Source organism: Methylobacterium sp. SD274, assembly GCF_017355285.1.
Taxonomy (GTDB): Bacteria; Pseudomonadota; Alphaproteobacteria; order Rhizobiales; family Beijerinckiaceae; genus Methylobacterium.
Genome location: NZ_JADIJP010000013.1, coordinates 103,284 through 123,572 on the forward strand (window position 1 = coordinate 103,284; position 20,289 = coordinate 123,572).

At 67.8% G+C, this 20,289-nt stretch carries 21 protein-coding genes; 18 read left to right on the top strand and 3 right to left on the bottom strand.

What is annotated here, in order from left to right; translation table 11 throughout:
• Positions 1 to 441 precede the first annotated feature (441 nt).
• Positions 442 to 2,247 (top strand): EAL domain-containing protein, encoded by a 1,806-nt coding sequence (locus tag IPV08_RS13200; RefSeq protein ID WP_207412203.1) that lies wholly within the window; start codon positions 442 to 444, stop codon positions 2,245 to 2,247.
• 53 nt (positions 2,248 to 2,300) lie between these two features.
• Here IPV08_RS13200 and IPV08_RS13205 read toward each other — a convergent pair whose 3' ends face one another.
• Together IPV08_RS13205 and IPV08_RS13210 are read right to left on the bottom strand one after the other, a co-directional pair.
• Positions 2,301 to 3,356, bottom strand: coding sequence for a GNAT family N-acetyltransferase (locus tag IPV08_RS13205; RefSeq protein ID WP_207412204.1), 1,056 nt, complete (start codon positions 3,354 to 3,356; stop codon positions 2,301 to 2,303).
• Positions 3,357 to 3,603: 247 nt separating this feature from the next.
• Positions 3,604 to 3,990, bottom strand: a complete 387-nt coding sequence (locus IPV08_RS13210; RefSeq protein ID WP_056422339.1) for a hypothetical protein — start codon at positions 3,988 to 3,990, stop codon at positions 3,604 to 3,606.
• Between the two features lie 159 nt (positions 3,991 to 4,149).
• Here IPV08_RS13210 and IPV08_RS13215 point away from each other — a divergent pair, with 159 nt between their 5' ends.
• The 16 genes from IPV08_RS13215 (at position 4,150) to IPV08_RS13290 (ending at position 18,108) form a co-directional block, all read left to right on the top strand.
• On the top strand, positions 4,150 to 5,670 hold the full coding sequence (locus IPV08_RS13215) for a helicase HerA-like domain-containing protein (RefSeq protein WP_207412205.1): 1,521 nt from the start codon (positions 4,150 to 4,152) through the stop codon (positions 5,668 to 5,670).
• Positions 5,671 to 5,943: 273 nt separating this feature from the next.
• Complete coding sequence (locus IPV08_RS13220; RefSeq protein ID WP_207412206.1) at positions 5,944 to 6,459, top strand: hypothetical protein; 516 nt, start codon at positions 5,944 to 5,946, stop codon at positions 6,457 to 6,459.
• A 194-nt stretch (positions 6,460 to 6,653) separates the two neighbouring features.
• A complete protein-coding gene (rplU, locus tag IPV08_RS13225; RefSeq protein ID WP_056422333.1) occupies positions 6,654 to 6,968 on the top strand; it encodes a 50S ribosomal protein L21 in 315 nt (104 codons plus the stop codon).
• Between the two features lie 35 nt (positions 6,969 to 7,003).
• Positions 7,004 to 7,270, top strand: coding sequence for a 50S ribosomal protein L27 (rpmA, locus tag IPV08_RS13230; RefSeq protein WP_056422330.1), 267 nt, complete (start codon positions 7,004 to 7,006; stop codon positions 7,268 to 7,270).
• 152 nt (positions 7,271 to 7,422) lie between these two features.
• Positions 7,423 to 7,908 (top strand): hypothetical protein, encoded by a 486-nt coding sequence (locus IPV08_RS13235; RefSeq protein ID WP_207412207.1) that lies wholly within the window; start codon positions 7,423 to 7,425, stop codon positions 7,906 to 7,908.
• A gap of 87 nt (positions 7,909 to 7,995) precedes the next feature.
• Positions 7,996 to 9,030, top strand: coding sequence for a GTPase ObgE (obgE, locus tag IPV08_RS13240; protein ID WP_056422324.1), 1,035 nt, complete (start codon positions 7,996 to 7,998; stop codon positions 9,028 to 9,030).
• A 58-nt stretch (positions 9,031 to 9,088) separates the two neighbouring features.
• Positions 9,089 to 9,403: a type II toxin-antitoxin system VapB family antitoxin gene (locus IPV08_RS13245; protein ID WP_207412208.1), complete on the top strand. Its 315-nt coding sequence runs from the start codon at positions 9,089 to 9,091 to the stop codon at positions 9,401 to 9,403.
• 2 nt (positions 9,404 to 9,405) lie between these two features.
• Entirely contained in the window at positions 9,406 to 9,801 is a 396-nt protein-coding gene (locus IPV08_RS13250) for a type II toxin-antitoxin system VapC family toxin (protein WP_348646121.1), read from the top strand.
• Positions 9,798 to 10,949, top strand: coding sequence for a glutamate 5-kinase (proB, locus tag IPV08_RS13255; RefSeq protein ID WP_207412210.1), 1,152 nt, complete (start codon positions 9,798 to 9,800; stop codon positions 10,947 to 10,949). The genes IPV08_RS13250 and proB overlap by 4 nt, the downstream gene beginning before the upstream one ends.
• Before the next feature lie 107 nt (positions 10,950 to 11,056).
• Positions 11,057 to 12,355: a glutamate-5-semialdehyde dehydrogenase gene (locus IPV08_RS13260; RefSeq protein ID WP_207412211.1), complete on the top strand. Its 1,299-nt coding sequence runs from the start codon at positions 11,057 to 11,059 to the stop codon at positions 12,353 to 12,355.
• Positions 12,356 to 12,376: 21 nt separating this feature from the next.
• Positions 12,377 to 12,988, top strand: coding sequence for a nicotinate-nucleotide adenylyltransferase (locus tag IPV08_RS13265; RefSeq protein ID WP_056422307.1), 612 nt, complete (start codon positions 12,377 to 12,379; stop codon positions 12,986 to 12,988).
• Between the two features lie 73 nt (positions 12,989 to 13,061).
• Positions 13,062 to 13,493 carry a ribosome silencing factor gene (gene rsfS / locus IPV08_RS13270; protein ID WP_200919009.1) on the top strand — a complete coding sequence of 144 codons (432 nt, stop codon included), beginning with the start codon at positions 13,062 to 13,064 and terminating at the stop codon, positions 13,491 to 13,493.
• Positions 13,494 to 13,525: 32 nt separating this feature from the next.
• A complete protein-coding gene (gene rlmH / locus IPV08_RS13275) occupies positions 13,526 to 14,026 on the top strand; it encodes a 23S rRNA (pseudouridine(1915)-N(3))-methyltransferase RlmH (RefSeq protein WP_056422305.1) in 501 nt (166 codons plus the stop codon).
• Between the two features lie 62 nt (positions 14,027 to 14,088).
• Positions 14,089 to 15,402 carry a peptidoglycan DD-metalloendopeptidase family protein gene (locus tag IPV08_RS13280; protein ID WP_207412221.1) on the top strand — a complete coding sequence of 438 codons (1,314 nt, stop codon included), beginning with the start codon at positions 14,089 to 14,091 and terminating at the stop codon, positions 15,400 to 15,402.
• Positions 15,402 to 16,724 (top strand): S41 family peptidase, encoded by a 1,323-nt coding sequence (locus IPV08_RS13285; protein WP_056422300.1) that lies wholly within the window; start codon positions 15,402 to 15,404, stop codon positions 16,722 to 16,724. Before IPV08_RS13280 ends, IPV08_RS13285 begins: the two co-directional genes overlap by 1 nt.
• A gap of 157 nt (positions 16,725 to 16,881) precedes the next feature.
• Positions 16,882 to 18,108: a divergent polysaccharide deacetylase family protein gene (locus tag IPV08_RS13290; RefSeq protein WP_207412222.1), complete on the top strand. Its 1,227-nt coding sequence runs from the start codon at positions 16,882 to 16,884 to the stop codon at positions 18,106 to 18,108.
• A 268-nt stretch (positions 18,109 to 18,376) separates the two neighbouring features.
• Here the strand turns inward: IPV08_RS13290 and IPV08_RS13295 are convergent, their stop codons facing one another.
• Complete coding sequence (locus IPV08_RS13295; RefSeq protein ID WP_207412212.1) at positions 18,377 to 19,570, bottom strand: murein L,D-transpeptidase family protein; 1,194 nt, start codon at positions 19,568 to 19,570, stop codon at positions 18,377 to 18,379.
• A 267-nt stretch (positions 19,571 to 19,837) separates the two neighbouring features.
• Between IPV08_RS13295 and IPV08_RS13300 the strand changes: the two genes are divergently transcribed.
• A complete protein-coding gene (locus IPV08_RS13300; protein WP_207412213.1) occupies positions 19,838 to 20,230 on the top strand; it encodes a RidA family protein in 393 nt (130 codons plus the stop codon).
• Positions 20,231 to 20,289 lie beyond the last annotated feature (59 nt).

Sequence of the window (20,289 nt, forward strand, 5' to 3'; positions counted from 1 at the left end):
TCACGTCTAGTACATCTATACCGGTAGATTTTTATATTGTTGTAGAAACTTGCCTTAAAATATGGTGCGACAATTTGAATGCAAGTTAAGTGCGCTATTTCACGGTCACATTGACTTCTCATTAAGGCGCTCTTCGCATAACGATGCTTGAAGCATGAGGGGCACCGGCTGATTCTGGCGGTTTTGCGCAAGTATCGCCATCGAATGGAAAGCGGGTCGTGGCGGCACACGGTTCATGGTCAGAGCGAAATTCGTTCACCCCGCAAGGGTGCGGGCGATTCTCACATCCGCCTCAGACTTGCATCCGCCTCGGACTTGCCGGGCGTGAGTGAAGCGATGGCGGCGCCGCTGAAGATGGCCGCGTGGCTTCGAACGATGGTCTGGCGGATGCGACCGTGCGCAACCGATGACCGCCCCGCCACCGGGAATCTGCCGACGGACATGTCTCGCCGGACTCATTTCCCCGGCCGTGCCCTCCGCGGCGCGGATGCGGGACGGTCCGGCCCTCGCATCGTCCTAAAGGGCTGGTCGAGATCCGTGCGGGCCTTGCGCGCGAGCGAGGAGAGAAGGCGGCTGGGCGAGGAGCGTCTCGCGCTCGCGCTCGATAGCGGCGTAGAGGGGATCTGGGATTGGAACCTCGCCAACGGGACGATCTGGATGTCCGAACGCTGGCTGGCGCGGCTCGGTTACGCCGTCGATGCCATCGAGGCCCGCCAACCGATGGATCACATCGTCCATGCGGAGGATCGTGAGCGCCTGACCCTCGCCATGGCCGAGCATGTCAGAGGCCTCACCTCCACCTGCGAGTGCGAGCATCGGGTGGTCTGCCGCGACGGCACGTCGTTCTGGGTCCTGACCCGCGGCCGCGCCGTGGATCGTGACCTCGCGGGCCAGGCCCTGCGTGCGGTCGGAACCCAGATCGACATCACCCATCGCCACGAAGCCGAGGCGTGGGCCGAGTATCTGGCCCTGCATGACGACCTGACGGGCCTGCCGAACCGCCGCCTGCTTCGCCACCATCTCGACCGGGTCGTGATGCGCCCCCGCGAGGGCCGCTCCACCGTCGCGGTCCTCACCTGCGATCTCGATGGCTTCAAGGCGGTCAACGACACGCTGGGCCATAGCGGCGGCGACCGTCTCCTCCGGATCGTCGCGGACCGCCTGCTCCAGGCGGTGGGCGACGGCGGCACCGTGGCGCGGCTCGGTGGCGATGAGTTCGCGCTCGTGCTCGAGGGACTGACGGGGCCGGACGAGGCGGACGCGGTCGCCGGGCATGTGATCGCGGTGCTCGGTGCGCCGATCGAGATCGACGGCATGGTGGTCGAGATCGGTGTCGGCATCGGCGGCGCGATGATGCCGAGTGAGGCCATTACCGTCGATGACCTGCTCCGGCGGGCGGATATCGCGCTCTACGAGGCCAAAACGATCGGGCGCGATACCTATCGGCTGTTCGAGCCCGCCTTGGCCGCGCGCCATTCCTCGCGGCACCTTCTCGCCTTCGACATGAAGGAGGCGATCCGGCGGGGGGACTTCTTCCTCGTCTATCAGCCGGTCATCGACCTCGTGACCGACAGGGTCACGAGCTTCGAGGCTTTGATGCGCTGGCATCACCCCGAGCGCGGGCTCATCTCGCCCGGCGAATTCATTCCGGTGGCCGAAGAGACGGGGTTGATCGTGTCGCTCGGCGCCTGGGCCCTGGCGGAGGCGTGCCGCGAGGCGATGACGTGGCCGGACGAGATCCGCGTCGCCGTCAACATCTCGACGGTGCAGTTCCAGCACGACCTCGAGCGCTCGGTGTCGAGCGCCCTCGACGGGGCGAGCCTGTCGACGGATCGGCTCAAACTCGAAGTGACCGAGAGCGCGCTGATGCGGGACCCGGAGGGCGTCGTGGCGACGTTGCACCGCCTGCGGGCGCTGGGCGTCAAGATCGCGCTGGACGATTTCGGCACCGGATACTCGTCGCTGAGCTATCTCCGTCGGTTTCCCTTCGACAAGATCAAGATCGACCGCGCCTTCATCAAGGATATCGCCGAGCCCGACGCGGCGGCCATCGTGCGCGCGGTGGTCGGCCTCGGCGAGCGGCTCGGCATGGGGATCGTGGCCGAGGGCGTCGAGACGACCGAGCAGCTCGAACTCGTCAGGAGCGAGGGCTGCGACGAGGTGCAGGGTTTCCTGTTCAGCCGGCCGCTCCCCGCCAACGAGGTCGCGGCCTACCTGAAATCCCGCCGCGTGAGCGCGGCGGCCTAAGCAGGTTTCGCAGAAGTGGCCCCCGGTTCTGCGATGTAAACCTGCTGGGGGGCTCAGGCCGCGCGCTTGTTCGCGGCCGGGCCGAAATGGCCGATATAGCGGGCGGCGATGGCCGAGACCGGCAGGACGACGAACACGTCCGTGGTGCCGAACTGGTGGTCGATGACCGCGCCGTCGCCGAACGTGGCCCCCACCCGCAGGTAGCCCTTGATCAGCGGCGGCAGGGATTGGAGCGCGGCCTTCGGGTCCACCACCTCGCGCGGCAGCCTGTCCATGGCGACATGGCGACCGGGCAGCGCCCTGGCGCACCAGGGCTCGGGGGCGCGGGCATGGTGGTGGAGGAAGCTGAGCGCCAGGGCGAGCCTGTTCGGGTCGGTCCCCTCCAGGCTGGCGCAGCCCAGCATCGCGTCGATGCGGTGGTGCTGGACATAGGCCCAGATCCCGGCCCAGAGCAGCTCCACCGTGCGCTTGGTCCGGTAGGGTTTGAGCACGCAGGAGCGGCCGAGCTCGAGGAAGCGCTTGCCGGGATGGGCCGCCAGCAGCGGTGCGATGTCGTATTCGCCGGCGGTGTAGAAGCCGAAATTGCGGTCGGCGGCGTCCTGGCGCAGCAGGCGGTAGGTGCCCACCACCTTCGGCCTCGGGCGCCGGAAGGGTTTCGCCTCCGTCGCCGCATGGTCGATCACCAGCAGGTGGTCGCAGACCGTGTCGTAATCGTCGATGTCCCGCCGGGACAGGAGCGACATGCCGGAGGCCACCGCCGACATCTCCTGGTAGAACACCTGGTAGCGCAGGCGCTGGGCGCGGCGGATCTCGGAAACGGTGGTGGCGAGGCGGACTTCGAGATCGCCGATGCGGCCGAGGACCGGATCGAGCCCCGGCGCGGCGAGGGGCTTCTTCAGGCGCGGCTTGAACCGGATCGGCGTCGCACCGGGGGGAACCAGCGCCCTGGCGCCGAAGCCGGGAAGGCCGGCAAATCCCGGAATGCCCGCGAAACCCGCATGCCCCGCCTCAAGGCGTTTCTGCTTGAACCGGGCGATGGGAGCATGGACATGCGCCTCCCAGCCATTGAGCCACGCCGTGGAGGCATCGCGTGCGAAGTTCGGGACCATCAGTCCATTCCGCTCTGTCGGACCCGCGAGGCCGGCTCCTGATGGAGCGCCGGAGCCTCATATCCGCGAGGTCACATCACCACGAAGCCCGAACGCTTTTATGACAGGCTTTTGCGTGAATCCAGAGACGGTTAGTGTCGCGCCAAAATGGTTCGCCGGCGACCCTTCCATGGGTAGCCGCCGAACCTTTCCCATTCTCCTCTTCTCCGGCTCAGGCACCGGGGAAGAGAGGCTAGCCGAACCGGTCTCAGACGAACTGGTTCAGGCCGGGGATCGAACCGACGATCGGCCCCATCACGTCCTCGCCGGCCTTCTCGCGGCCGAAGGCGAAGAGTTCGCGGCCGAGGGGCTGCATCTGCCCCATGGGTACGCCGGCCGCCATCAGCTTCTGGCCGAGGGCCATCACGCCCCCGCCCATCATGCCGCCGAGCATGCCCATCAGGCCGCCGCCGCCCTCGCCCTCGTTCGCCTGGGCCGCCGCCGCATCCGCGCCGGGCATCGCCGCGAAGAGCTGGGCGACCTCGGTGGCCGGGCCTTCCTTCTGCAGGAAGGCGAGGATGTGGCCGATGGCCGTCTGGGCCGTCGCGGCGTCGAGCCCGGTCTTGGTGGTGACGCGGGCAATCAACTCTTCCATGTAACGATGCTCCAACGCATGAGTGTGCCTAGTCCATCTGGTCTGTCCGCGATGAAATCAAGCGCCGGGTGCGGTGCTGCTGGAAAATGCGTCCCCCGGGCGTCATAACCGCGGGGTCGCAGCGCTGGGCGCGACGCGAGGCGGTGGGATCAGGCGACCATGCAGAGCGACGGCACCCTCCTCGTTGGCAAAAGCGGCACCAAGCCGGAAGCCCTCACGCTCAGGCTCGCCAACCGCCACGGCCTCGTGGCCGGGGCCACCGGTACCGGCAAGACGGTGACGCTCCAGGTACTGGCCGAAGGGTTCTCCAATGCCGGCGTCCCGGTCTTCGCCGCCGACATCAAGGGCGACCTCTCGGGGCTGGCGGCGGCGGGCGAATCAAAACCGGTCTTCGTCAAGCGCGCGGAGGAACTCGGGATCACGTACGAGCCCGACCGTTTCCCCACCGTCTTCTGGGACCTGTTCGGGGCGCAAGGGCACCCCATCCGCTGCACGGTGATCGAGATGGGGCCGCTGCTGCTGGCCCGGCTGCTCGAACTCAACGACACGCAGGAAGGCGTGCTCAACATCGCCTTCCGCGTCGCGGACGACAACCAATGGCCGGTCCTCGACCTGAAGGACCTGCGCGCGCTGCTGCTCTACTGCACCGAGAACCTCAAGGAGATCTCGGGCCAATACGGCAACGTCTCGGCCGCCTCCGTCGGGGCGATCCAGCGGCAATTGCTGATGCTGGAGAACCAGGGCGCGGACCAGTTCTTCGGCGAGCCGGCGCTCGACCTCAACGACTTCATGAAGCGGGACCGCGACGGGCGCGGCATCATAAACATCCTGGCCGCCGACAAGCTGATGCAGCGGCCGCGCCTCTACGCCTCGTTCCTGCTCTGGATGCTGTCGGAACTGTTCGAGCAGCTGCCGGAGGTGGGAGACCTCGACAAGCCCAAGCTGGTCTTCTTCTTCGATGAGGCGCATCTCCTGTTCGACGATGCGCCCAAGGCCCTCCTCGATGCCGTCGAGCAGGTGGTCCGGCTGATCCGCTCCAAGGGTGTCGGCGTCTATTTCGTCACCCAGAACCCCCTCGACCTGCCGGAATCGGTGCTCGGCCAGCTCGGCAACCGGGTCCAGCACGCTTTGCGTGCCTTCACGCCCCGCGACCAACGGGCGGTGAAGGCCGCCGCCGACACGTTCCGGCAGAATCCCGGTTTCGACGTCGCCTCTGCCATCACCGAACTCGCCGTCGGCGAGGCCCTGGTGAGTTTCCTCGAGGCCAAGGGCACGCCCTCGATGGTGGAGCGCGCCCTCATCGCTCCGCCGCAGGGTCGGGTCGGGCCGTTGACACCGGCCGAGCGCGCCGAGTTGATCGCGAAAAGCCCGCTGCGCGGCAAATACGACGAGGCGGTGGACAATGAGAGCGCCTACGAGATCCTCGCCGCTCGCAAGGGGCTGGATTCCGCTCCCGCTGAGGCGGCGCAGCAATCGGAAGGCGGCCTGAGCGGCATGCTCGGCGATCTGCTCGGCGGTGTCCTCGGCTCCAAACCCGCCGCGAAGGGAGGCCGCCGCCCGCCGCAGGGCCTCGCCGAACAGGTCATTGGCAACGCGGCCCGCTCGATGGCGCGGACGGTGGGAACGCAGGTGGGCAACGCGATCCTGCGGAACGTGCTGGGCGGCTTGATGAAGCGGTGACCATTCGGAAAGAGCGACTCCTCATCTGTACGTGAAGCGCGTATATGTGGACTACCGATGAGGTTTCGGTCGAGGTCTCCGATGTGGAAGGCGATGTCGTCCTCGTGTCCATCGGGACGCCCGTGGGGCGGATCGACCTGATCGGACGCGTCTTGATCCGAGGCACTATTCTGGTGATCGAGGCGACGCACGTTCAGGGATTGTCTCCCGGCGCACTTGGGCGGGCAGGCCTCAACGCGATCGCACGAAAGCTGATGGAGGAGGCGGGCGCCGATGGCCTTGTCGTTGAAGGAAGCACTCGCACGACGGGGCGTACCAAAGGCCGCATCCAGCGCCCGTTTCGGTACCCCCATTCGTCTGCGGCTGCGCATGAACGCTGAGATCGACCGGCCGGTCGACGTAGCGCGCCTCCTGGTCTCGCAGGGCGTGTCCCTCAAGCGGGCACATGCGTTCCTTCAGCGGATCGCCGCGGGCGATACGGTCGCCGCTCAAATGTGGAGCGAGGATTCCGGCGCTCTCGTGGCCCGGTTCTCGGACCTTGGAATCGAGGCCGTCGAGTTGAGAATTCCGGACGTCAGTCCCAAGGAGATCCGGACGAGGATGAACCTGTCCCAGGCGGATTTCGCGACGGCATTCGGATTCGAGCTCGATACGGTGCAGAACTGGGACCAGGGCCGCAACCGGCCGGACGCCTCCGCGCGCATCCTGCTCGCGATCATCGCGCGCCATCCGTCCATCGTGGAAGCCGTTCTCGCCGAACGGGACGACACCGGAGTCGAGCCGCACTGAGCCGTGCTCCGGCAACGTCGCATTGACAAATCACCCCCTCCACGCTTATCCACCGACGCTCGCGCGGCTTCCTCGACGAAGTCCGCGCGTTTCGCGTTCGCAGCATCGCTCGATCGGTGTCGCGGATGACCTGAACAAGAAGACGGTCCAGGCTCGCTAGGCTGGAGGCCGGCAGAGAACACGAAGAGAGAACGATGTTCGCAGTCATCAAGACGGGCGGCAAGCAGTATCGCGTTGCCGCCAACGACACCATCACGATCGCCACCGTCGAGGGCGAACCCGGCTCCGCCGTGACCTTCGGCGAAGTCCTGCTGTTCACGGACGGCGCGGGCGCCACCCAGGTCGGCGCTCCGCTCCTGTCGGGCATCAGCGTCGCCGGCGAGATCGTCAGCCACGGCCGCGACGCCAAGGTCATCGCCTTCAAGAAGCGCCGCCGTCAGAACTCGCGCCGCAAGCGCGGTCATCGCCAGCACCACACTGTGGTGCGCATCACCGGCATCAGCGCCTGACGTTCTGATCGAGACATTTCGGAGTTTAAGCCACCATGGCCCATAAAAAAGCAGGCGGTTCGTCCCGCAACGGCCGCGATTCGGCCGGCCAGCGCCTCGGCGTGAAGAAGTTCGGTGCCGAAGCCGTCATCGCCGGCAACATCATCGTCCGTCAGCGCGGCACCAAGTTCCACCCCGGCGTCAATGTCGGCATCGGCACGGACCACACCCTCTTCGCCAAGGCGGATGGCCGCGTGCTGTTCCTGACGAAGCGCGGCCGCGCCTTCGTCACCGTCGTGCCGCATCAGGAAGCCGCGGAGTAATCCACGGTCTCCCACGGCGGAGCGGCGTGCCTTCCTAGGCAGGCCGCGCGACGATCGTCCGACAGCGAAGGGAGGATGGCGCGCCATCCTCCCTTTCGTCGTCTCGACGATCGGTCCCGCCCGGAAGTCTGGCGTTCGGGAGCGGACCCGCGATGACGAAGGGTAGTCTCGGTCTCGCGGGGCTCGCCGTGGTCGGTTCGGTCGTCCTCGCCCTTTTCGTTCTGGGTGAGGGGCGCGAACCGCCCGCACCCTCTGTCGCGGAGGTGCCCCGACCGGCGCCAGGGCCGTCGCGCAAGAGTCCGACGCTCTATTGCGAATTCTACAATTTCGTCGGGCGAAGCCCCAAGGTCGGCTTCGCCTTCGCGATTTCCGACCAGAACGAGCGGCTGGTCTTCGCCCGGGTGAGCCAGTTCGAGATGGACGGTAGCCGGGCCGATTTCGGTGAGGGCGTGCCGCGCCCGATCTGGGCTTTCGACGATGCGCAGGTGCCGGCGACGCTCACGTCGCCGGATGGCGCCATCGTCATCAATCTCTACGCCTACGACCGGACGAAGTCGGGTGGGGCGTGGTTCGAGGCGGGCCTGCGCAGCGTGCAGTACCTGAACCTCGACGGGAAGTGCCGTCAGGGCGCAGCCTGAACCCGAACCCGCATGTGATTCGCGTAAGGTCCGGCCCCAGATGGGGGGCAGGGCACAAGCGAACCCAAGACAGAGACGAGAACACCCGTGAAATTCCTCGACGAAGCCAAGGTCTATGTCCGCTCCGGTGACGGCGGCGCCGGCTGCGTCGCGTTCCGGCGCGAGAAGTTCATCGAGTTCGGCGGCCCCAACGGCGGCGATGGCGGCCGTGGCGGCGATGTCTGGGTCGAGTGCGTCGACGGCCTCAACACGCTGATCGACTATCGCTACCAGCAGCATTTCAAGGCCAAGAAGGGCGAGCACGGCATGGGCTCGAACCGCCACGGCGCCAACGGGGCGGATGTGGTGCTGAAGGTGCCTGCCGGAACCGAGATCATCGCCGAGGATGGCGAGACCCTGATCGCCGACATGACCCATATCGGGCAGCGCGTGCGCCTGGCCAAGGGCGGCAATGGCGGCTTCGGCAACGCCTATTTCACCACCTCGACGAACCGCGCGCCCAAACACGCCAATCCGGGCCTCGAAGGCCATGAGCAGTGGATCTGGCTGCGCTTGAAACTCATTGCCGATGCCGGCCTCGTCGGCCTGCCCAATGCCGGCAAGTCGACCTTCCTCGCGACGGTGACGGCGGCCAGGCCCAAGATCGCCGATTATCCCTTCACCACCCTGCATCCGGGCCTTGGCGTGGTCCGCTCGGACGAGCGCGAATTCGTGCTCGCCGACATTCCCGGCCTGATCGAGGGCGCGCATGACGGCGTCGGCCTCGGCGACAAGTTCCTCGCCCATGTGGAACGCTGCCGTGTGCTGCTCCACCTCGTGGAGGCCACGAGCGAGCATGCCGGCAAGACCTACAAGCTCGTCCGCAAGGAACTCGAAGCCTATGGCAACGGCCTCGCCGACAAGCACGAGATCGTCGCCCTGTCGAAATCCGATGCCGTCGATCCCGACACCCTGAAAGAGCAGGTCGCGCGCCTGAAGCGGGCCTCCAAGGCGAAGCCGCTGATCCTGTCCTCGGCCACCGGCCTCGGTGTGCAGGACGCTCTGCGCGCGATCACCCGGGAGATGATGGAGGCCAAGGCGGCAGAGGCCGAGGCACGGCCGGCTGAGGCTTGGCAGCCTTGATGACGGATGGGATGGTCTGAGCTAGATTTCATGACCAGCCGTGGACGAAGAGGCCGGGATGACGGAAACGTTGATCGTCGAGAATGACGAAGCCTATGCCCTGGCCCGCGAACTTGCTGAACGTCGCGGCGTGAGCCTCGAGGAGGCGGTCGTGGCTTCCCTCCGTTCGTCGCTTTACGAGCCGAAGCCTGCGCGGACACGCCAGGCGCATGGCACAGACATACAGACTGCGCCGCTCAACGATCTGACACCCGGTCAAAGGGCGGATTACGAATCCCTGCGTGCGCTCGCACGACGGAGCGCGGCGAGCAAATGTGCGGGGTCCACGTCGGATCATGGTGATATGTACGGTGAGGACGGGCTCCCGATTTGATCGTGCTCGATACGTCGGCGGTCGTCGCGATCGCCTTGTGCGAGCCTGAAGAGGAGGCGTTCTCCTATCTCATCGCTACGCGGTACGCCCTGATCGGCGCGCCGACGCTCGTCGAAATCCGCATGGTCCTCGAATCCCGGCTACAGGATGCGTCGATCTTTGTGACGGATTTCCTGAACCGGCCTTCGGTTCGGGTCGTGTCCTTCGATGAGGAGATGTTCGGCATCGCATCCGCGGCCTTCGTTCGCTTCGGTAGGGGCAGGGGACATCCCGCAAAACTGAACTTCGGCGATTGTCTCGCCTACGCTGTGGCCAAGACCCATGCGCTGCCGCTGCTGTTCAAGGGCGAGGACTTCGTTCACACGGATATCGCGTTCGCCTACACCCCCGTGCCATGACCTCTTCTGCCCAAACCGCCTTGTCCCAGATCCCCGTCCTTCAGGATTTTCGCCGCGTCGTCATCAAGGTCGGCTCGGCGCTTCTCGTCGACCGCGCGCGCGGTCGCCTGCGCCATGCCTGGCTCGCGGCTCTCGCCGAGGACATCGCCGATCTGCATGCGCGGGGCGTGGATGTCCTCGTGGTTTCTTCGGGCGCCATCGCCCTGGGGCGGACGGTACTCGGCTACGCCCCCGGCACGCTCCGGCTGGAGGAGAGCCAGGCCGCCGCCGCCGTGGGGCAGATCGCCCTGGCGCGCTACTGGGCCGAGGCGCTCGGCCATCATGGCATTGCGGCCGGCCAGATCCTGGTGACGCCGCAGGACACCGAGGAGCGCCGCCGCTACCTCAATGCCCGCGCCACGGTGCTGAAGCTCCTCGAAGTCCGGGCCGTGCCGGTGGTCAACGAGAACGATACGGTCGCCACCAGCGAGATCCGCTACGGCGACAACGACCGTCTTGCCGCCCGCGTCGCCACCATGATCGGGGCCGACGTCCTGGTGCTGTTCTCCGATATCGACGGGCTCTACACATCCCCCCCCGCCACCGACCCGGAGGCGCGGCACCTGCCCCTCGTCGAGCGGATCACGCCCGAGATCGAGGCCATGGCGGGCGGGCCGGCCTCGGAACTGTCCCGCGGTGGCATGCGCACCAAGGTCGAGGCGGGCAAGATCGCCGCCAGCGGCGGCACCCACATGGTCATCGCCGACGGACGCGAGAAGAACCCCCTTCGCACCGTCCTGCAGGGCGGGCGATGCACCTGGTTCCTGTCCGGCTCGAACCCCGTCGCCGCCCGCAAGGCCTGGATCGCCGGATCATTGGAACCGCGCGGCGTCCTCGTGGTCGATGCCGGGGCGGCCCGTGCCTTGCAGGGCGGCGCGAGCCTTCTGCCGGTCGGCGTCACCGGATTGTCGGGCAGCTTCGGGCGCGGGGACGCGGTGATCATTCGGGACGTGCAGGGACGCACCCTGGGGCGTGGCCTCGTGGCCTATGACAGTGCACAGGCTGCGCAGATCATCGGTCGCCCGAGTCGGGAGATCGCGGAATTGCTTACTCATCCCGGTCGTTCTGAAATGGTGCATCGCGATGACCTCGCAATGGTCGGGGAATAGGCTCGAATATTGAGCAATGTGCTTGTTTTGCTGCCTTAACGCGTGGCATGAGGGCACAGTCAACATGCCGCCATCGCCTTGAACGGTGAGCTGCGAGGAAACAGACCGTGCCCGTTCTGAATCTGAGATCCGATTTCGCCGCCGCTCCCGATCTTACCGAGCAGATGCAGGAGATCGGCCACCGGGCCCGTGCGGCCGCCCGCAAGATCGCCCAGGCTTCGGCTCAGGCGAAGGACGTCGCCCTTCGCCAGGTGGCCGATTGCCTGAGGACGAGCCGGGACGCGATTCTCGCCGAGAACGCCCGCGACGTCGCCGCCGCCACGGCGAGCGGCCAGACCCAGGCGTTGATCGACCGCCTCACCCTCGACGAGGGCCGGCTCGCCGCCATGGCCGATGCGGTGGCCAAGATCGGCGCGCTGCCCGATCCCGTCGGTCGCCAGCTCGCGGCGTTCGAGCGCCCGAACGGGCTGCTGATCGAGCGGATCGCCGTGCCGCTCGGCGTCGTCGGCGTCATCTTCGAGAGCCGCCCCAACGTCACCGCCGATGCGGGCGCCCTCTGCCTCAAGGCCGGCAACGCCGCGATCCTTCGCGCCGGGTCGGACAGCCACCGCACCGCCATGGCCATCGCGCGTGCCATGCGCGAGGGGCTGGAAGCCGCCGGCCTGCCCGCGGATGCGGTGCAGATCGTCCCCACCCGCGACCGCGCGGCGGTGGGCGCCATGCTGTCGGGCCTTGATGGCTGCATCGACGTCATCGTGCCCCGGGGCGGGCGCGGCCTCGTGGAGCGGGTCCAGGCCGAGGCCAAGGTGCCGGTCTTCGCCCATCTCGACGGCATCTGCCACGTCTACGTGGCCGCCGGCGCGGATCTCGACATGGCGCGCACGCTGGTGATCAACAGCAAGATGCGCCGCACCGGCATCTGCGGCGCCGCCGAGACCCTGCTCGTCGATGCCGCCGTGGCGGAGACCCACCTCGCCCCCCTGGTCACGGCGCTGATCGAGGCCGGCTGCAGCGTCCGCGGCGATGCGGCGACCCAGGCGGTGGATGCACGGGTCACCGCCGCCACCGAGATCGACTGGCGCACCGAGTATCTCGACGCCATCATCGCCGTGAAGGTGGTGGACGGGCTCGACGCCGCGATCGCCCATATCGAGGCCAACGGCTCGCACCATACCGACGCCATCGTCACGGCCGACGCCGCCGAGGCGGCGCGCTTCCTGGCGGAGGTCGATTCGGCCATCGTCACCCACAACGCCTCGACGCAATTCGCCGATGGCGGCGAGTTCGGGTTCGGCGCCGAGATCGGCATCGCCACCGGGCGCATGCATGCGCGAGGCCCCGTGGGCGTGGAGCAGCTGACGACCTTCAAGTATCGGGTCCACGGCCGTGGGCAGACCCGTCCCTGATGCGGATGGCCGGCATTCTCCATGCGGCTTGATGCGGCCGGGCTCGCCCGGCTGCCTCCCGCCGCGCCCGGCCTGCGGATCGGGCTCTATGGCGGGTCGTTCAACCCGGCTCATCTCGGCCACCGGCATGTGAGCCTGGTGGCGTTGAAGCGGCTCGCCCTCGACCGGGTGTGGTGGATGATCACGCCGGGCAACCCGCTGAAGGACCGCTCGGCGCTCGCCCCCCTCGATCGCCGGATCGCCATCGCCGAGGCCGTGGCAAACCATCCGCGCATCGCCATCACCGATTTCGAGACGCGGATCGGGGCCCGTTACACGCGCCAGAGCCTGGATTATCTCCGGGCCAGGCATCCAGGCGTCCGCTTCGTCTGGATCATGGGCGCCGACTCTCTCGCGGCATTTCACCGCTGGCGCGATTTTCGTGCTATCGCCGCCATGATGCCGATCGCGATCATCGATAGGCCCGGTTTCACCCTGACGGCGACGAGTGCCCGAGGGGCGCAGGCCATGGGCCGGTGGCGCATCGACGAATCGGATGCGGGCCTCCTCGCCGATCTCGAACCCCCGGCCTGGGTGTTTCTCCACGGCCCGCGCTCGACCTTGTCGTCCACCGCCCTGAGGGCGGGACGGTGACGAGCGCGTCGCGACTCTTGAAAACGGAGAGTGATCGTTCCACTCTCTCCAGACTATAGATTGTTCAGATACAATGACCGCCGTCACTTCGGGAATCGAGACACTGACCGATTCGCACCATTCTGGAGCCACAGGTTCCGACCACGCCGCCGATCAGAGGATCGGTGATCTGAAGACGCTCGCGCTCGATTGTCTCGAAGACATGAAGGCCGAGGAGACCATCGAGATCGATCTCGCCGGTCGGACCTCGCTGGCCGACACGATGATCATCACCTCCGGCCGCTCGCAGCGCCATGTCAGCGCCATCGCCGACCGCATCCTGCAGGAAATGAAGAGCAAGGGCTTCGGTACGGCCCGGGTCGAAGGCATGCCCGCCTGCGACTGGGTTCTGATCGATACCGGCGACATCATCGTCCATATCTTCCGGCCGGAAGTCCGCGGCTTCTACAATCTCGAGAAGATGTGGGGCGCGGACCGTCCGACCACCGACCTGCTGGCCGGCTGAGCATCGGATCGATGGCGCGGGGCGCCTGACGCGTGCGTCTGCTCGTCACGGCGGTCGGTCGCCTCAAACCCGGACCCGAACGGGACCTCGCATCCCGCTATCGCGAACGTGCGGTCCAGCTCGGTCGTGGCTTGGGTCTCACCGCCTGCGACGTCGTCGAGATTCCTGAGAGCCGCGCCCGGCGCGCCGTCGACCGCAGCGTGGAGGAGGGGGCGGCGATCCTGTCCCATGCCCCGGCCTCATCGAGCGTGCTGCTGGTCTATGACGAGCGCGGGCGCTCGGACTGGACCAGCGAACGCATCGCCGAGCGGATCGCGTCCTGGCGCGACGCGGCCACGGCGACGCTGGTCGTCGCCATCGGTGGCGCCGACGGACTCGCGCCGGCGGTGCGCGCGCGCGCCGACCTCTCCCTCGCCTTCGGGGCGGCCACCCTGCCTCACGGCCTTGTGCGCGTGCTGGCGCTGGAGCAGGTGTACAGAACGCTGACGATCCTGGCAGGGCATCCCTATCATCGGGGCGACATCGACGCATGAGGGGCGGACACGCGCGGCGCGGGCCTGACGGCGGAGCGATCCGTATCGCTGCCTATGCGGCGATGGCGGTGCTGACGCTCGGTCCGGCCTACGCACAGGACGCTCCAAAGCAGCAGGACGCACCGAAACCGCAGGATGCCGCCGGCGCCGACGCGATCCAGCGCGCCATCGACGAGAAAGCTCGCCGCGCCGAGAACCTGAAGCGGATCGAGGAGCAGCTCGCCGCCTCCACCGGTGCGCGGGCGAAGCTCGAAGCGGAGGTCGCCTCGGTCGCCGGAGACCGGGCCAAGCTGAATGCGGCCCTCCTCGACGCCGCCCGTCAGGCGCAGGCGACGGAGGGCAGGATGAGCCGGCTGGAGGAGCGCCTGAAGACGCTCACCGCCAGCGAAGCCGGCATCCGCCGCTCCCTCGAAGCCAGACGGGGCGTCATCGCCGAGATCCTCGCCGCCCTGCAGCGCATGGGACGGAGGCCGCCCCCGGCGGTCCTGGTCCAGCCGGAGGACGTGCTCGCCGTCATCCGCACCTCGATGCTGCTCGGCGCGGTGGTACCCGAACTGCGTGGCGAGGCCGAGACCCTGGCCGCCGACCTCACCGAGATGGTGCGCCTGAAGGGCCTCATCGCCGCCGATCGCGAGGGCCTGCAGAACGACCTCGCCGGCTGGGCCCGGGAGCAGCAGCGGCTCAACGCCCTCATTACGGCCCGCCGTACCCGGCTCGCCGAAGTCGAGAGTGGTCTCGTCACCGAGCGCGCGCGCACGGCCGAGCTCGGTGTCCAGGCGAAAAGCCTGAAGGAACTCCTCGACCGGATGGAGAACGAGGTCGCCTCGGCCCGCCGGGCGGCGGAGGAGGCCCGCGCCGCCGAGACGAAGGAAGCGCGGGCGACCCAGGAGCGGTTCGCGGCGGCCGGCACACGCGATCCCGCGCGGCTCGCCCCCAAGATCCGCTTCGTGGACACACGCGGCGACGTGCCGAGGCCGGTGAGCGGCACGACGCTGCGCAGCTTCAACCAGCCCGACGGCAATGGCGGAACGACCCGCGGCATATCGCTCGCGACCCGCCCCAAGGCGGTGGTTTCCTCTCCATCCGATGGGTGGGTGTCGTTCGCCGGGCAGTTCCGCTCGTATGGACGACTCTTGATCATCAATGCCGGCGATGGCTACTATCTGCTGCTGGCCGGTATGGATCAGATCAACGTCGAGGTCGGACAGTTCGTGCTTGCGGGGGAACCGGTGGCAGCTATGGGTGAGGGCGGCCAGGGCGCCACACCGGGCGACCGCGACGGACCGGTCTTGTACGTCGAGTTCAGGAAAGACGGCGGCTCCATCGATCCGGAGCCTTGGTGGGCGAAGAGCCCCAGCGAGAAGGTTCGCGGATAATGCGCAAGATTTCCCTAGTCCTGGCCGGCGCGTTCCTTGGCGTCGGTTCCTCACTCCTCGCCACCCAGACGCATCTGCTCTCCGGGACCAGCGCGGTGGCGGCTTCCGCCGAGACCTACCGCCAGCTCAGCCTGTTCGGTGACGTGTTCGAGAAGGTGCGGACCGACTATGTCGAGAAGCCCGACGAGGCCAAGCTGATCGAGGCGGCCGTCAACGGCATGCTCACCTCGCTGGACCCGCATTCGAGCTACATGGACTCGAAGAGCTTCCGTGACATGCAGGTGCAGACCAAGGGCGAGTTCGGCGGCCTCGGCATCGAGGTCACGATGGAGGACGGCCTGATCAAGGTGGTCAGCCCCATCGACGACACCCCCGCCTCCAAGGCCGGCATCCTCACCAACGACATCATCACGCAGATCGACGAGGACCAGGTCCAGGGTCTCACCCTGAACCAGGCCGTCGACAAGATGCGCGGCCCGGTGAACTCGCCGGTGAAGCTCAAGATCTCCCGCAAGGAATCCAAGGATCCGATCGACGTCGTGCTCAACCGCGACGTCATCAAGATCAAGCCGGTGCGCTCGCGCGCCGAGGGCGGCGATGTCGGCTACATCCGCCTGACGCAGTTCACCGAGCAGACCTATGACGGCCTGCGCAACGCCATCGACAAGCTCTCCGGGGAAGTGGGCCAGGACAAGCTGAAGGGCTACGTCCTCGACCTGCGCAACAATCCGGGCGGCCTCCTCGACCAGGCGGTGTCGGTCTCCGACGCGTTCCTCGACCGGGGCGAGATCGTCTCCACCCGTGGCCGCAACCCGGACGAGACCCAGCGCTTCTCGGCCAAGTCCGGCGACCTCACCAAGGGCAAGCCCATCGTCGTCCTGGTGAATGGCGGCTCCGCCTCGGCCTCCGAGATCGTGGCCGGCGCGTTGCAGGATCACAAGCGCGCCACCGTGCTCGGCACGCGCTCCTTCGGCAAGGGCTCGGTCCAGTCGATCATCCCGCTCGGCGGCAGCGGCGCGCTGCGCCTCACCACGGCGCGCTACTACACGCCGTCGGGTCGCTCGATCCAGGCCAAGGGCATCGAGCCGGACCAGGAGGTCCTGCAGGAGATTCCCGACGAGCTGAAGGGCAAGGACGAGACCAAGGGCGAGGCCGGCCTGAAGGGGCACCTCAAGCAGAAGGATGTCGAGGAGCGCGGCGGTTCGTCCGCTTACGTCCCGCCGGATCCGGCCAAGGACAAGCAGCTCATCGCCGCCGTGGATTTCATCCGGGGTATCCAGAAGGGCGCGGCCAACACGCCGAAGGCCGCCGTTCCGAACTGAAGATCACGGCTCCATCCTGAAACGCCGCCGGCGTCGCGGGATTTAAAGAAACGTTAACCAGCGCGGCCCGCAATGTCGGTCAGACCGACTCGGCGGGCCGCTTCGTTTCTCACACGATAAGCCCGCCTCGGTCGTTCGCGAGCCCTCAGGGAAACGGCTGACCGTGGCCACCGACGACATCCTGACCCGTCCGCTGGGAACCAAGAGTGCTGCGGCGTCCCGCACGCTCGGCCAGCGGCTGCGCGGTGTCTCGATGCCCCGGATGAGCCCGCCGACCTTGGTCGCCCTCGCGGCGGCCGGCCTCGCCATCGGAATCACGATCCTCGCCGTGACCGGCGATCCCCAGGGGGGCGAGCCCGCCGCTTTCGCGGCGATCACCCTGCGCGAACCGGCGGCCCCCGCTCCCGTGGCGAAGGCCCCCGAGCCTCCGCCCGCGTCGTCGGCGCCGCGTTCGGCCGGCGAGGTCGAGACGGCCTCGGGCGTCCGTGTGGTGCGGCCGGCCGGTGCCGCCGCCACCGATGCGGTGATCATCCGCGTGCCCGACAGCGAGCCCGTGCGCCTGGCCGCGCCCGATCCTCGCCTGCTGGAGAGGGGCCGTCATGGCAGCGTGCCGAAGATCGGCGACGGCCGCCGCCGGCCCCTCGACGTCTATGCCCGCCCCGATCCCGATGCGGGTGTGCCGGGCGCGCGCATCGCCATTCTGGTCACGGGCCTCGGCGTCGGGCAGGCCGCGACGGCGGGCGCCATCACCAAGCTGCCGCCGGCGATCAGCCTCGCCTTCTCACCCTATGGCGGCGATCTCGAACGCAGCGTCGCCCGCGCCCGTGATTTCGGCCATGAGATCCTGGTCCAGGCGCCGATGGAGCCGTTCGATTATCCCGACAGCGATCCCGGCCCGCAGACCATGCTGACGAGTTCGCGGCCGCCGGAAAACCTGGACCGTCTGTCCTGGGTCATGAGCCGGTTCGGAGGCTATGTCGGTCTCGTGAACTTCATGGGAGCCAAGCTCGAAGGCGATGCCGCCGCCTTCGAGCCGGTATTGCGCGAGATCGGCGCGAGGGGGCTCGGCTTCGTGGATGACGGCGCGTCGTCGCGCTCGCTGGCGACGTCTCTCGGCGGCAAGCTCAAGATCCCCGTCGCCCGCGCCGAGATCGTCCTCGATGCCTTGCCGCAGGCGGACGCGATCGACCGCGAACTCGCCCGGCTGGAGGCCCAGGCCAAGGCCAACGGGTTCGCGCTGGCCTCGGCGGGCGCCATGCCGATGACGATCGAGCGGATCGCCCGCTGGGCGCGTGACCTCGAAGCCCGCGGCGTTCGCCTCGTCCCCGTCAGCACCGCCCTGCGCGGAGCGCCGCCCGCGCGCCTGTCGAGCGCGGGGCCGTGAGAGGGGCGGCCGCTGAGCCTTCGGCTGAGCTGATCGACCACGTGCGGTCCGGGCGTGAGCATCCCCTCGCCCCGCTTGCGGGGAGAGGGACGCGTCTTCCCCTCGTCGGGGAGCGCGTCGAGGCGGCAGCCGAAGGTGAGGGGGCGATTCCGAAGGAGTCTTCTCCGACTTCGCCCCCTCACCCTCGCTCCGCTCATCACAGGCACGACAACGTGCCTGTGATCCTCTCCCCGCACGCGGGGAGAGGGGAACCCGCTTATCCGTAGGGTTAGCGCTGCGCCAGGGTCTCGATGATGGCCGGCGAGGTCGGGGCCGGCATCTGCCCGGTGAGCGAGGCCGAGAGCATCGTCGGCAGGGTCTGATCGTAGCGCATGACGAGGGCGGCGAAGCGCGGCGGCGCCTGCTCGTAGGCCGGCTTGAACCCGCGCACCCGCATGAGCGCGGGAACCGAAGCCGCCACCATCCAGCGCGACCAGACCGCCTCGGCGACGAGGACTGGGCGGCGCTGGGCCGGAATCACGATCACGTCCTGGCCGGCATAGGCGAGGGCCTCGGGCCGGCTGACATCGCCGAGCGAGACGCCCTTGGCGGAGAGGGCGGCCCAGAAGGGATGCTGTGCCCCGTCCGAATAGGTGGTGCGCACGGCAGCGCTCCCATCCTCCACCAAGCTTGCGATGCGGGCCTCCTCCTGCACCCGGCGCGCCGTCACCAGCGATTCCAGGGCGGGGTCCTTATAGGGAAGGAAGGCGTAGCGGCCGGCGGTGACGGTGACGTTGGGCTCCTCGCCCGTCGCCTCGAACCGGTCCGAGCCTTCCTTGAGCTGGCGCCAGAAGGCGATGTTCGGGTCCGTCCGGTAGCGGGCCATGTTCGCCGCGCTCATCCGGAACGGGTAGGACTGGAACTGGAACGCCGCCTGTCCGCCGGCGAAGGCGTCACGCGCGATGGCGTAGATCTCGCCCACGACCTGGTCGGTCATGGCGAAACACCCCATCGACGAGCAGACGCCGTGGACCATCACGGCCGAGCCGGTGAAGCCGTGCGCGCGGTCATAGGCGTTGGGGTAGCCGACATCGAAGGAGAGGTAGTAGCTCGAATTCGGGTTCATCTGGCGCGGGGGCACCGAGTAGAACCCTTCCGGCGTCTGGCGGTCGCCGGTCTTGCGCTTGGGGCCGAGCTGGCCCGACCAGCGGCAGATCGGAAAGGTCTTGATATGGACGAAGCGCCCACTGGCGGCTTTCTTCCAGATCTCGATCTCGGATTCCTTCTTGTAGGCTCTGAACAGGACCGGCGCCGAGGCGCTGGTGCCCTTCTGGCTCATCAGCGCGAGGGTCGCCGCCGGGATCGGAGCCGTGGCCTTGGCCGATTGCGCCCGTGCGATGTCCGGCGCGGCGAGCCCCAGAGCCAGCAGGAGAAGCCAGGCAACGGCGCGGCGCTGTACGACTGGCGAGGGTAGAACGACCATGCCCGGCCCTGGAGAGGGATGCGCCGACCGACCGCCGACACCGTGCAACAGGGTGCACGAAGCCTTGCTTATCCCATCCCAATGGGGCGGCAATAGGGGAAGCGCCGCCGCCCTTCTTCTTTGGTCGACCGACGATCATTGACGCCGACCGAAATGTGGAGGTGCGGCGGATCGAGGGACGCTCTGTCGCGAAGATCACATCGGAGGGAGATATCGTCGGCCTGGCATTCGTGGGTTGTCACCCCATGCCGGCAATGGAGCATCGAGATGCTGCGACCCATCAATCCGCCCGGTCCCTCGATTCCCGGCATCTCGCAGGCGATGCTGGTTTCGGAGGGCCGATTGCTCATCCTCTCGGGCCATGTCCCCTTCGATGGCGCCGGCGAAGTGGTCGGCGGGGATCTGGCGACTCAGCTCGATCGGGTGTTCCGGAATATGCAGGCGACGCTCCACGCGGCGGGCGCCGATTTCAGCGCCGTCGCGCGTCTCACGATCTATGTCCGGGACTATGATCCAAGCCAGCTCCCAATCATCCGGGCTGTGCGCGATCGCTGGATCGACGCCGAATGCCCACCGGCCAGCGCATTGATCGGCGTTGCGGCACTGGCATTCCCCGACATGTTGGTCGAGGTGGATGCGATGGCGTTCCTGCCAGCCTAGCCTCGCCGCCGTTCAGCGGCAGCGGCGTGGCGAAGCGGACCGGAGGGGACAGCGGCTGG